This is a genomic window from Micromonospora sp. NPDC047793 (assembly GCF_040642635.1).
Classification (GTDB): domain Bacteria; phylum Actinomycetota; class Actinomycetes; order Mycobacteriales; family Micromonosporaceae; genus Micromonospora.
In genome coordinates, this window is sequence record NZ_JBEYSG010000002.1 from 89577 (window position 1) to 102010 (window position 12434).

Here is a 12434-nt window from a genome sequence, read left to right on the forward strand (position 1 = left end):
GTGAGCCGGTGTTGCGAGCCCCGCAGTCGCGAACCGAGGCAACACAGTGAGCGCGACGAGTGCTGGCAGGGAAACCTCGCCGCTCTGGGAGGTCTTCGTCCGGGCCCGACGGGGTCTGTCGCACACGCACGTGGGCAGCCTGCACGCGCCCGACGCCGAGTTGGCGCTGCGCAACGCCCGGGACCTCTACACCCGCCGTCAGGAGGGGGTGTCGATCTGGGTGGTGCCGGCCGGCGCGATCACCGCCTCCAGCCCCGACGAGAAGGACGCCTTCTTCGACCCGGCCGCCGACAAGGTCTATCGCCATCCCACCTTCTACGAGGTGCCGGACGGGGTGGCGCACCTGTGAACGGTCCCTTCGCCTTCACCCTGGCGCTCGGCGACGACGCGTTGATCGCGGCGCAGCGGCTCGCCGAGTGGACCACCCGCGCCCCGGAGATGGAGGAGGACATCGCGCTGGCCAACATCGCCCTCGACCAGCTCGGTGCGGCGCGGCTGCTGCTGACGTACGCGGGTGAGCTGGAGGGCGCGGGTCGCGACGAGGACGCGCTGGCGTACCTGCGCGACGATCGGGAGTTCCGCAACTGCCTGCTGGTCGAGCTGCCGAACGGCGACTTCGCGGTGACGATGGCGAAGCTGCTCGTGCTGTCGGCGTACCAGCTTCCGCTCTACACCGCGCTGGCCGGCTGCGCGGACGAGCGGCTGGCCGCGATCGGCGGCAAGGCCCGCAAGGAGTCCGCCTACCACCTGGACCACGCCGCGCTCTGGGTGAAGCGGCTCGGCGACGGCACCGCCGAGTCGCACCGGCGGATGCAGGCCGCCGTCGACCAGGTCTGGCCGTACGCCGACGAGCTGTTCACCCCCGGGCCGGATGCGCCGGTCGACCCTGCCACCCTGCGGGACGAATTCGACCGCACGGTCACCGGCGTGCTCGCCGAGGCGACCCTCACCGCGCCCGAGTCGACCTGGGCGCCGGCCGGCGGGCGGGACGGCGTGCACACCGAACACCTGTCGTACCTGCTCGCCGAGATGCAGGTGCTGCACCGCGCCCACCCCGGGGCGCGCTGGTGAGCGCGGACGGACCGCCGCGATGACCGACCCGCGCACGGCCGTCGCGTCGGTGGTGGACCCCGAGATCCGGGTGGTCACCATCGACGACCTCGGCATCCTGCGGGCGGTCGAGGAGGATCCGGCCACCGGCCACGTCGTGGTGACCATCACCCCCACGTACACCGGCTGCCCGGCGATGGACGTCATCCGGGCCGACATCCGGCGGGCGTTGGCCGTCGCCGGACATCCGGACGCCGAGGTGCGTACGGTGCACAGTCCCGCCTGGAGCACCGACTGGATCAGCGACGCCGGCCGGGCCAAGCTGGCCGCCGCCGGCATCGCCCCACCGCAGGCGGCACCCCGCGACGGCGTGGTCCCGTTGACCCTCGCCGTGCGGTGCCCACGCTGCGGTTCGCCGGAGACCGAGCAGCTCAGTCGCTTCGGCTCCACCGCGTGCAAGGCGCTGTGGCGCTGTCGCGCCTGTTCCGAACCCTTCGACCATGTGAAGGCGCTGTGACTGTCACCATCACCCGTCCGGTCCGCCGCCGCCCGGTGTTCCACCCGTTGCCCGTGGTCGCGGTGGACCGGCTCACCGCCGACGCCGTCGCGATCACCTTCGACGTACCCGAGGACCTGCGCGAGACCTTCGCCTTCCAGGCCGGCCAGCACCTCACCGTACGGCTGCCCACCGAGGGTGGGGGTGGCGGCCCGGACGTGCGCCGGTCGTACTCGATCTGCTCGATCCCGCAGGACCTGGCCCGGCACGGGCGGCTGCGGATCGGCGTGCGGGAGATCCCCGGCGGGGCGTTCTCGGCGTACGCCTGCGGGGTGCTGCGGCGCGGCGACACCGTCGAGGTGCTGCCCCCGCTGGGACACTTCGGCACCGCGTTCGACCCGGAGCGGGTCCGTCGCTACGGCGCGGTGGTCGCCGGCTCCGGGATCACCCCGGTGCTGTCGCTGATCGCCACCGCCCTGGCCGTCGAGCCGGCCAGCACCTTCACCCTGGTGTACGGCAACCGTACGGCCAACTCGGTGATGTTCGCCGAGGAGCTGGCCGACCTGAAGGACCGCTACCCGACCCGGCTGCACCTGGTGCACGTGCTGTCCCGGGAGCAGACCGAGTCGCCGCTGCTCTCCGGGCGGATCGACGCCACGCGTCTGGGGCGGTTGCTGGACACCGTGGTGCCCGGTGACGCGATCGAGGAGTGGTTCCTCTGCGGCCCGTACGGGCTCGTGGTGGACGCCAGGACGGTGCTCGTCGGGCGGGGCGTCGCCGAGTCGGCGGTGCACACGGAGCTGTTCCACGTCGACGCGCCACCGGAGCCGGTCCGCCGTCCGGGCGACGAGCCGGGCACCGGCACCGAGGTCACCATCCTGCTCGACGGCCGCTCGTCGCGCTTCACCATGCGCCGCGACGAGCGGGTCCTGGACGCGGCATTGAAGGTCCGCAGCGAGTTGCCGTACGCCTGCAAGGGCGGCGTCTGCTCGACCTGCCGCGCGAAGGTGGTCTCCGGTCGGGTCGAGATGGCCCGCAACTACGCGCTTGAGCCTGACGAGGTGGCCGCCGGTTACGTGCTGACCTGCCAGTCCAGCCCGGTCACCGACACCGTCACCGTCGACTACGACGCCTGAGGCCACCCGCGTCACCCGCTCGGTCGGAAGATCGCCGACCGGGACCTGAACATGCGCGGGCTTCGCACCGTCTGTGGCGCCGAGGGATGAACGAGAGCATCGTCCGGTTCTCGATGGCTGGACCGACTTGGTCCGCTTTGGAGGAGCGCTGATGCGGCCATCCCGGCCAGTTCCGGCTTCACACTCAGGAAGGAAGCCATGCGCAAATTCACCTCGGTGGTGGTTGCCGCAGCCATGGCGTTCATCGCCATGGAGGCGGTCGTCGGTGCACCCGCCCGCGCCGCAGCCCCCCAGGAGTACGTGGCACTCGGCGACTCGTACGCCTCCGGCGTCGGGGCCTTCCCGTACGACTCGGCAAGTGGCGCATGTCTGCGCAGTCCGAGGAGCTACCCGAGGCTGCTGGCCTCCAGCGTCGGCGGGTACACGCTCAAGGACGTCACCTGCAGCGGTGCCACCATGGCCGACGTGCGCAGCAAGCAGCTCTCCGCGTTGAGCAGCAACACCGCGCTGGTCAGCATCACGGTGGGCGGCAACGACGCGCAGTTCTCCTCGGTGGCGACGGGCTGCCTCACCGAGAGCGAGTGGTACTGCGAGACCGCCACCATGTACTCCTCGTACTACGCCCGTAACCAGATGGTGGGCGAGCTCGCCGGCCTCTACGGCGAGATCAAGCGCCGGGCGCCCAAGGCGAAGGTGGTCGTGCTCGGCTACCCGAGGCTGGTCGCCCCGACCGGCTCCTGCGGCGCGATCAGCCCCAGTGCCGCCAAGCGCACCTTCATGAACGGCAACGCCGACGCGGTGGCCGAGGGCACCCGCGCGGCGGCGAGCCGGGCCGGCGTCACCTTCGTCGACATGCGTCCGGTCCTCGCCGGTTACGAGGCGTGCAGCCCCAGGCCGTTCATCCACGGCGTCAACCTGACCCGCCTCACCGAGACCTTCCACCCGAACGCGGAAGGGCACGCCGCGTACACCATGTTGCTGGCGGCGTACCGCTCCTGATCCGACCAGGTCGAGGCCCGACGGGGCCGTTCGTGTCCCGAGGGACGCGGGCGGCCCCGCCTCGTCGGCGCACCCGAGAGATCTTGGTGCGACACCGCCCTTCCGGGGGCCGTTTCGCACCGAGATCCGCGCTGCGGCGGTGGGTGCTGGTCCTACCTTGGTCACAGGGTGGCCGGGCCTGGAGGTGGTCGGTGGGAGTCGCGACGTAGGCTCGGTGGCGTGACGACGAGCCGGGAGATCGACGACATCCTGCAGCGTGGCGCGGACGGTGGGCGGATCACGCCCGAGGAGGCGCTGCTGCTCTACACCGAGGCGCCCTTCCACGCGCTGGGCGAGGCCGCGGACGCGGTGCGCCGTCGGCGGTACCCGGACAACGTCGTCACCTACCTGATCGACCGCAACATCAACTACACCAACGTCTGCGTGACGGCGTGCAAGTTCTGCGCCTTCTATCGGGCGCCGAAGCACAAGGAGGGGTGGACCCACCCCACCGAGGAGATCCTGCGCCGCTGCGGCGAGGCGGTCGAGTTGGGCGCGACCCAGGTCATGCTCCAGGGCGGCCACCACCCGGACTACGGGGTGGAGTACTACGAGGAGTTGTTCTCCTCGGTCAAGAAGGCGTACCCGCAGCTCGCCATCCACTCGATCGGGCCGAGCGAGATCCTGCACATGGCGAAGGTCTCCGGCGTGAGCCTGGACGACGCCATCGCCCGGATCAAGGCCGCCGGGCTGGACTCGATCGCCGGTGCCGGTGCCGAGATGCTTCCGGAGCGCCCGCGCCGGGCGATCGCGCCGCTCAAGGAGTCGGGTGAGCGCTGGCTGGAGGTCATGGAGCTGGCGCACCGGCAGGGCGTCGAGTCGACCGCGACGATGATGATGGGCACCGGTGAGACGGCCGCCGAGCGGATCGAGCACCTGCGGATGATCCGCGACGTGCAGGACCGTACCCAGGGCTTCCGGTCGTTCATCCCGTGGACGTACCAGCCGGAGAACAACCACCTCAAGGGCCGGACCCAGGCGACCACGCTGGAGTACCTGCGCCTGGTGGCGGTGGCCCGGCTCTTCTTCGAGACCGTGCCGCACCTGCAGGCGTCCTGGTTGACCACGGGCAAGGACGTGGGGCAGCTCGCGCTGCACATGGGCGTGGACGACCTGGGTTCGATCATGCTGGAGGAGAACGTCATCTCCTCGGCGGGTGCCCGGCACCGGTCCAACCTGCACGAGCTGATCGGGATGATCCGCTCCGCCGACCGGATCCCGGCGCAACGGGACACGCTCTACCAGCGGCTGGCCGTGCACCACACCCCCGCCGACGACCCCACCGACGAACGGGTGGTGTCGCACTTCTCGTCGATCGCGCTGCCCGGCGGCGGTGCCGGCCGCTCCCTGCCGCTGGTCGAGGCGAACTGACTCTCCCCGAGGTCACGGGCGGTTTCCGGGAAGGTCACGGTTCGCCAACGGTGCCGCTTCTCAGCTGATCATCCGAACGGCTCACCCCGCCCATCCATCCGGTTCGAAGCGCGACGCCGGAGCGGTGCGGGGTCGCGCTCCCCTGGGCAACAAGAGCCATCAATCCGGACAAACCTTAAATGGCGATTAGCTGAGCAGGCTGTGGCCGGTGTGAACCGGGGTGGCGCGGGTGATCCCTGAGCGCTAACGTCCCCGGCCGTACGCTTCACACCACTCCACGGGGGAGACCCTTCAATGATCTTCCGCACTCGCCGTGCCGCGAGCCTGGCCACGGCCGCGCTGCTCGCCTCGGGCGCGGTCGCCGCGTTCGGCGCGCCGGCCCATGCGGCCGGCACCGAGACCGACCTGGCGATCACCTCGGCCGGCACCAGGGTCACCGACGGCGCCTGGGGCAAGATCGCCTGGGCCAAGATCGCCAATCAGGGCAAGAACACCCCGAGCAAGGTCTCCCTCAGGGTCGACGCCTCCAAGGTGGACGAGAGCAAGCTCTGGTTCGTGACGTTCACCGAGGGCGGGTGCACGTTCGACAACGACCCGGACCCGAACCTGTTCGTCTGCGAGCTGAACAAGACCGAGATCCCCGGCCCCGGCGAGACCACCGAGCTGCCGCTCCTCCTGATCAAGCCCGGTGGAACGGCCACCGGGCCGTACAAGGCCCCGGTCACCATCACCATCGAGTCGCCGGACGACACCGACGACAGCAACAACAGCGTCGAGTTCGACGTCGAGGTGACCCCGGAGAGCGGCGTCGACCTGGGCGTGATCGTCCCGGACGTGAAGACCAGCATCGACTTCGAGACCGGCAAAGAGGGCAAGAAGCTGCACCCCGGTGACACCGCCGTCGTGTACAGCGAGGTCGTCAACCAGGGTGACCTGGTCGCACAGGGCCTCAAGATGACCTTCAAGCTGCCCGAGCACGTCAGCCTGGCCTTCCCGATCGGCGGCTGCAAGACCGGCGCCGACCGCACCGTGGTCTGCGAGGACAAGGACTTCGTGCTCGAGCAGGACAGCGTGCTGACCTTCGAGCTGCCGGTCGTGGTGGACGAGGACGTGAAGGCGCCGGTGGCCCTCAAGGGCGGCTCGCTGGCGGCCGTGGCGTACGGCGCCTTGAAGCCGGAAGCCCGGATCAGCAAGCAGGCGACCAAGCCCGACTTCGACCGGGCCGAGGTCCGGAAGATCGAGGAGTCCGAGTTCGCCGACATCGACCCGTCCGACAACAGCGACGACTTCGCCGTGATCGTGGCGGCCACCGGCAACGGTGGCGGCGGCGGTGGCCTGCCGGTCACCGGTGTGCAGGCGGGCGTGATCGGCGCCGTCGGCGCGGGTGTCGTGCTCGCCGGTGCGGCCATGTTCCTGGTGTCCCGTCGTCGCCGGGTGGTCCTGGTGGCTCCGGGCGACGAGAAGACCAATTCCTGAGGTAGTCCTCAATCGGCCCGCGCGGGCCGTTCACATAACGCACGGCAGTAGGGGCGGGATGGGCGACCATCCCGCCCCTACTGTCTCTGCGGTGGGCGCCGGTGACCCTGGGCGTGAAGGGTGCGAGGCCCGGCTGGCAGAGTGGAGGGGTGAGCACCCCGCAGGGCCAGCGCGCCAGCCTGGACAAGCAGCCGCACGAGGTCGCCGCGATGTTCGACGGGGTCGCGGCCCGCTACGACCTGACCAACACCGTCCTCTCCTTCGGGCAGGACCGGTTCTGGCGGCGGGCCACCCGGGCCGCGCTGGATCTGCGCCCCGGGGACCGGGTGCTGGACGTGGGCGCGGGCACCGGGGTCTCGACCGAAGAGCTGTCCCGTTCCGGGGCGTACGCGGTCGGCGCCGACCTGTCGTTGGGCATGCTCTATGCGGGCAAGCGGGTCCGTCCACAGGTGCCGCTGCTGGCCGGTGACGCCCTCCGGCTGCCCTTCGCCGATGCGAGTTTCGACGCGGTGACCATCTCCTTCGCGCTGCGCAACGTCAGCGACACCGATGCGGCGCTGCGCGAGCTGGCGCGGGTCACCCGGCCCGGCGGCCGGCTGGTGGTGTGCGAGTTCAGCACCCCGGTCAACCCGGCCTTCCGCACCGTCTACCTGTCGTACCTGATGCGGTCGTTGCCTGCGGTGGCGCGGACGGTGTCCAGCAACCCGGACGCCTACGTCTATCTCGCCGAGTCGATCCGGGCCTGGCCGGACCAGCCCGCGCTGGCCGCCCGGGTGGGCGCGGCCGGGTGGGGTCGGGTGGCGTGGCGGAACCTGAGCGGCGGCATCGTGGCGCTGCACCGCGCGATCCGCGACTGATCCGACTTGCACCATTTTCACCGCTATTTGGGCGAATAAGTCTGTTTGATATTGTCTGCCGCTTAGGCTGGCCCGCATGACGGATTCGCGCCACGTGGCCATCGATGATGCCGCCGAGCTGGTCGACCAGCTCAGGGATCTGGCCGGCGCGGATCCGGCGGACGTGCGTCAGGTGGTGTCCGAGGTGCTCGCCGCGCTGGACCGGGCTGCCGGCGGCGCGCTGCGGGAGCACCTGCCGGAGACGATCCGCGCAGGTCTGGACGCGACCGGCCCCCGCGCATAGGGCTGCTCCGATGCCTCGGACGGCATGAGCCCAGCGTCCGGGAGTTCCGTCAGTGTCCTGTTTCCGTGATGTTAGGTCGCCCTAACAAACCGAGCGTACGGCGGCGGTCATAGACTCGTCCCGACTGGCTTGTGAAGCATTTCACGAGCACCCGGGGAGGAGGCGCGAATGACCGCGGTGGAGAACGACGCCGACGTGATCGTCGTGGGCGCCGGCCCCGGTGGGTCGGCGACCGCATACCACCTGGCCCGGCACGGCGTACGCGTGCTGCTGCTGGAGAAGACCGAGTTCCCCCGGGAGAAGGTCTGTGGTGACGGGCTGACCCCGCGCGCGGTGCGGCAACTGATCCGGATGGGCGTGGACACCTCGCCCGAGGCCGGTTGGCTGCACAACCGAGGCCTGCGGGTGATCGGCGGCGGGGTCCGGCTCGAACTGGACTGGCCCGACCTGGCCAGCTTCCCGAACTACGGGCTGGTCCGCACCCGACTCGACTTCGACGACCTGCTCGTCCAGCGGGCGACGTCCGCCGGGGCGACGCTGCGGACCAACGTGAACGTGACCGGCCCGGTGCTCGACGGCAACGGCCGGGTGATCGGCGTGGAGGCCGAGGACGGCCCGGACAAGGCCCCGGCCACCTTCCACGCGCCGCTGGTCGTCGCCGCGGACGGCGTCTCCGGCCGCTTCCCGCTCGCCCTCGGGCTGGCCAAGCGCGAGGACCGCCCGATCGGCGTGGCGGTACGCCGCTACTACCGCTCCGAGGCCCGGCACGACGACAACTACCTGGAGTCCTGGCTGGAGCTGCGGGCCAAGGGCACCGGTGCCCTGCTGCCCGGGTACGGCTGGATCTTCGGCCTCGGCGACGGCCGGGTCAACGTCGGCCTCGGCATCCTCAACTCCTCGTCGGCCTTCGGCAAGACCAACTACCGGCGGCTGCTCACCGACTGGCTGGCCAACACGCCACCGGAGTGGGGGATGACCGACGAGGCCAACGCCGAGGGCTCGATCCTCGGCGCGGCGTTGCCCATGGGCTTCAACCGGGTGCCGCACTACACCCGGGGGGTCATGCTTGTCGGTGACTCCGGCGGCATGGTCAACCCGTTCAACGGCGAGGGCATCGCGTACGCCATGGAGTCCGGTGAACTGGCCGCGGAGGTCGCGGTGCAGGCGCTGGCCCGTCCGGTCGGTGCCGAGCGCGAGCGGGCACTGATGGCGTACCCGCAGGAGTTGAAGACCCGGTTCGGCGGCTACTACCGGCTGGGTGGGGTCTTCGTGAAGCTGATCGGCCGGCCCGAGATCATGCGGGTGGCGACCAAGCACGGCATGCCCCACCCGACCCTCATGAGATTCGTGCTCAAGCTGCTGGCCAACCTCACCGACCCTCGTGGCGGTGACGCGATGGACCGGGTGATCAATGCGATGACCCGGGTCGCGCCCGCAGTGTAGGGGCGCGGACCAGGCAGATCGACCCCCCGCCGACGGTCGCCGGGTGGGATGTGAATAGTGTGAATTTCGCCAACGAACGCGGGCAGGGAAGGACGAGCAGGAGAAGAAGATGTCGCTCTCGCCTTACGTACCCATCATTGGGCTGTTCGCCCTCGCCGCGGCCTTCGCGCTGTTCTCCATAGGGGCTGCCCGGTTCGCCGGACCCCGGCGCTACAACAAGGCCAAGCTCGAAGCCTACGAATGTGGCATCGAGCCCAGCCCGCAGCCGATCGGCGGCAGCCGGTTCCCGGTCAAGTTCTATCTGACGGCGATGCTCTTCATCGTCTTCGACGTGGAAATGATCTTCCTTTACCCGTGGGCGGTCTCCTTCGACATGCTTCCGGTATTCGGATTCGTCGCCATGTTGATTTTCATCGGTGCGGTCTTCGTCGCGTACGCCTACGAGTGGCGGCGCGGCGGCCTGGACTGGGACTGAGGGAGGAACGGCAATGGGTATCGAGGAGAAACTTCCCGCCGGCGTCCTGCTCACCTCGGTGGAGAAGCTCGTCAACTGGTCGCGCAAGTCGTCGGTCTGGGGTGCCACCTTCGGCCTGGCCTGCTGCGCGATCGAGATGATGGCCGCCGGTGGTCCGCACTACGACATGGGCCGGTGGGGCATGGAGGTCTTCCGGGCCTCGCCCCGTCAGGCCGACCTGATGATCGTCGCCGGCCGGGTCAGCCAGAAGATGGCCCCGGTGCTGCGCCAGATCTACGACCAGATGGCCGAGCCCCGCTGGGTGCTCTCCATGGGCGTCTGCGCCAGCAGCGGCGGCATGTTCAACAACTACGCCATCGTGCAGGGCGTGGACCACGTCGTGCCGGTCGACATGTACCTCCCGGGCTGCCCGCCCCGGCCGGAGATGCTCATCGACGCGATCCTCAAGCTGCGCGAGAAGATCGGCCACGAGCCGCTCGGTCCGAACGGCCGCAAGATGCTGGCGGCCCGCGAGGCGCGCGGTGACGTGCCGGTGGTGCCGTACGGCTCGATGCCGTCGTCGTACCGCAACGACAAGGCCCGGCGGGCCGAGTGGACGAAGGCCGTCCGCGAGGGCCGCGAGGAGCAGTTGCGGATCGAGAACTGGATGAAGGCCCAGAACCACCTCCACCCGTACGGGGGGATCAAGTGACTGACGACAAGCGGACCGACGGTGTCGTACCGGTTCCGGTGACGCCGGCCGGGTCGACCAGCGGTGCACCCGCCGAGTTCCCGCCGGCCTCGCCCGCCGGTCGGGGCATGTTCGGCAACCAGGGCACCGGTGACGTCTCCGGCTTCGGCGGGCTGGTCCGCCCGCGCCCGCAGCTCGTGGACTCGCCCCGGCCGTTCGGCGGCTACTTCGACGAGGTGTACGACGCGCTGGAGGAGGCGTACCCGGCCTTCGGCGACGCGATCGAGAACGTGGTCGTCGACCGGGGTGAGCTGACCCTGCACATCCGCCCGGAGCGGATCGCCGAGGTCTGCCAGGTGATGCGGGACGACGCGGGACTGCGCTTCGAGCTGCTCTCGTCGCTCTCCGGCGTGGACTACCTCGGTGCCGACGAGCGCCGGCTGCACGTGGTCTACCAGCTCACCTCGATGACCTATCGGCGACTGGTGCGGCTGGAGGTGGCCGTCTCCGCCGAGGAGCCGCATCTGCCCAGCGTCACCTCGGTCTACCCGACCGCGGACTGGCAGGAGCGGGAGGCGTACGACATGTTCGGCGTCGTCTTCGACGGCCACCCGGCGCTGACCCGGATCCTCATGCCGGACGACTGGGAGGGTCACCCGCAGCGGAAGGACTACCCCCTCGGCGGCGTGCCCGTGGAGTACAAGGGCGCCGAGATCCCGCCGCCCGACAAGCGGAGGTCGTACCAGTGAACGCGAGGAGTGCAGCGAAGCGGAGCCCCGCAGTCGCGAACGAAAGGTCGGCACTGTGAGCGCGTCCAACTACGCCACCGAGCGCGAGACCACCGAAGGTCGGGTCTTCACCGTCACCGGTGGGGACTGGGACGACCTCGTCTCGGGAGTCGACCCGATCAACGAGGGTCGGATCGTCGTCAACATGGGTCCGCAGCACCCGTCCACGCACGGGGTGCTGCGGCTGGTCCTGGAGCTGGAGGGCGAGACGGTCCGGGAGGCCCGCTCGGTCGTCGGCTACCTGCACACCGGTATCGAGAAGAACCTGGAATACCGCAACTGGGTCCAGGGCTCGACGTTCGTGACCCGGATGGACTACCTCTCGCCGATCTTCAACGAGACGGCGTACTCGCTCGCCGTGGAGAAGCTGCTCGGTATCACCGACGACATCACCGAGCGGGCCAACACCATCCGGGTGCTCATGATGGAGCTGAACCGGATCTCCTCGCACCTGGTCTGGGTCGCCACCACGGCGATGGAGCTGGGCGCGATCAACATGATGCTCTACGGCTTCCGGGAACGCGAGTACATCCTGGAGATCTTCGAGCTCATCACCGGCCTGCGGATGAACCACGCGTACGTCCGGCCGGGCGGTGTCGCCCAGGACGTGCCGGACGAGGCTATCGTCAAGATCCGCGACTTCCTCAAGCTCCTGCCGAAGCGACTCAAGGAGTACGAGGACCTGCTCTCCGGCCAGCCGATCTGGCTGGAGCGGACGAAGAACGTCGCGGTGCTGGACGTGACCGGTTGTGTCGCGCTCGGCGTCACCGGGCCGGTGCTGCGCTCCGCCGGGCTGGCCTGGGACCTGCGCAAGACCATGCCGTACTGCGGTTACGAGGACTACGAGTTCGACGTGCCGACGCATCCCGACGGCGACGTCTGGGGCCGGTACCTGGTCCGGATGGCCGAGATGCGGGAGTCGCTCAAGATCGTCGAGCAGGCGCTGGACCGGCTCGAGCCGGGTCCGGTGATGGTCGCCGACAAGAAGATCGCGTGGCCGGCGCAGCTGGCCATCGGTGTCGACGGCATGGGCAACTCCCTGGAGCACGTCGCCAAGATCATGGGGCAGTCGATGGAGTCCCTGATCCACCACTTCAAGCTGGTGACGGAGGGCTTCCGGGTGCCGCCGGGCCAGGTGTACGTCGGCATCGAGTCGCCGCGCGGCGAGCTGGGTGTGCACGCGGTCTCCGACGGTGGCACCCGGCCGTACCGGGTGCACTACCGCGAGCCGAGCTTCGTCAACCTCCAGGCACTGCCGGCGATGGCCGAGGGTGGCCTGATCGCCGACGTGATCGCCGGCGGTGCCTCGCTGGACCCCGTCATGGGAGGTTGTGACCGGTGAGCGCGAGGA

The 12434-nt window shown here is 69.9% G+C and carries 14 protein-coding genes; all 14 read left to right on the forward strand.

What is annotated here, in order from left to right; all coding sequences use genetic code 11:
* Positions 1 to 46 precede the first annotated feature (46 nt).
* Entirely contained in the window at positions 47 to 349 is a 303-nt protein-coding gene (gene paaB / locus ABZ738_RS05035) for a 1,2-phenylacetyl-CoA epoxidase subunit PaaB (protein ID WP_131054607.1), read from the forward strand.
* The gene (paaC, locus tag ABZ738_RS05040; RefSeq protein ID WP_357211104.1) at positions 346 to 1071 is read left to right on the forward strand and encodes a 1,2-phenylacetyl-CoA epoxidase subunit PaaC; all 726 of its coding nucleotides are present in this window, start codon (positions 346 to 348) and stop codon (positions 1069 to 1071) included. Before paaB ends, paaC begins: the two co-directional genes overlap by 4 nt.
* A gap of 19 nt (positions 1072 to 1090) precedes the next feature.
* A complete protein-coding gene (gene paaD, locus ABZ738_RS05045) occupies positions 1091 to 1567 on the forward strand; it encodes a 1,2-phenylacetyl-CoA epoxidase subunit PaaD (RefSeq protein WP_357211106.1) in 477 nt (158 codons plus the stop codon).
* A complete protein-coding gene (gene paaE, locus ABZ738_RS05050; protein WP_357211109.1) occupies positions 1564 to 2682 on the forward strand; it encodes a 1,2-phenylacetyl-CoA epoxidase subunit PaaE in 1119 nt (372 codons plus the stop codon). The genes paaD and paaE overlap by 4 nt, the downstream gene beginning before the upstream one ends.
* Before the next feature lie 198 nt (positions 2683 to 2880).
* Entirely contained in the window at positions 2881 to 3681 is an 801-nt protein-coding gene (locus ABZ738_RS05055; protein ID WP_176092337.1) for an SGNH/GDSL hydrolase family protein, read from the forward strand.
* Positions 3682 to 3900: 219 nt separating this feature from the next.
* Positions 3901 to 5091: a cyclic dehypoxanthinyl futalosine synthase gene (mqnC, locus tag ABZ738_RS05060; RefSeq protein WP_131054602.1), complete on the forward strand. Its 1191-nt coding sequence runs from the start codon at positions 3901 to 3903 to the stop codon at positions 5089 to 5091.
* A 294-nt stretch (positions 5092 to 5385) separates the two neighbouring features.
* Complete coding sequence (locus ABZ738_RS05065; RefSeq protein WP_357211114.1) at positions 5386 to 6567, forward strand: LPXTG cell wall anchor domain-containing protein; 1182 nt, start codon at positions 5386 to 5388, stop codon at positions 6565 to 6567.
* A gap of 149 nt (positions 6568 to 6716) precedes the next feature.
* Positions 6717 to 7424: a demethylmenaquinone methyltransferase gene (locus ABZ738_RS05070; protein ID WP_131054083.1), complete on the forward strand. Its 708-nt coding sequence runs from the start codon at positions 6717 to 6719 to the stop codon at positions 7422 to 7424.
* 76 nt (positions 7425 to 7500) lie between these two features.
* Positions 7501 to 7707: a hypothetical protein gene (locus tag ABZ738_RS05075; protein ID WP_131054082.1), complete on the forward strand. Its 207-nt coding sequence runs from the start codon at positions 7501 to 7503 to the stop codon at positions 7705 to 7707.
* Positions 7708 to 7875: 168 nt separating this feature from the next.
* Entirely contained in the window at positions 7876 to 9150 is a 1275-nt protein-coding gene (locus ABZ738_RS05080) for a geranylgeranyl reductase family protein (protein ID WP_357211117.1), read from the forward strand.
* Between the two features lie 109 nt (positions 9151 to 9259).
* Positions 9260 to 9625 carry an NADH-quinone oxidoreductase subunit A gene (locus ABZ738_RS05085; protein WP_117229653.1) on the forward strand — a complete coding sequence of 122 codons (366 nt, stop codon included), beginning with the start codon at positions 9260 to 9262 and terminating at the stop codon, positions 9623 to 9625.
* Positions 9626 to 9638: 13 nt separating this feature from the next.
* Entirely contained in the window at positions 9639 to 10316 is a 678-nt protein-coding gene (locus ABZ738_RS05090; RefSeq protein ID WP_117229654.1) for an NADH-quinone oxidoreductase subunit B, read from the forward strand.
* On the forward strand, positions 10313 to 11044 hold the full coding sequence (locus ABZ738_RS05095; RefSeq protein ID WP_176092342.1) for an NADH-quinone oxidoreductase subunit C: 732 nt from the start codon (positions 10313 to 10315) through the stop codon (positions 11042 to 11044). The genes ABZ738_RS05090 and ABZ738_RS05095 overlap by 4 nt, the downstream gene beginning before the upstream one ends.
* Before the next feature lie 55 nt (positions 11045 to 11099).
* Positions 11100 to 12425 (forward strand): NADH-quinone oxidoreductase subunit D, encoded by a 1326-nt coding sequence (locus tag ABZ738_RS05100; RefSeq protein ID WP_357211120.1) that lies wholly within the window; start codon positions 11100 to 11102, stop codon positions 12423 to 12425.
* Positions 12426 to 12434: the final 9 nt, after the last annotated feature.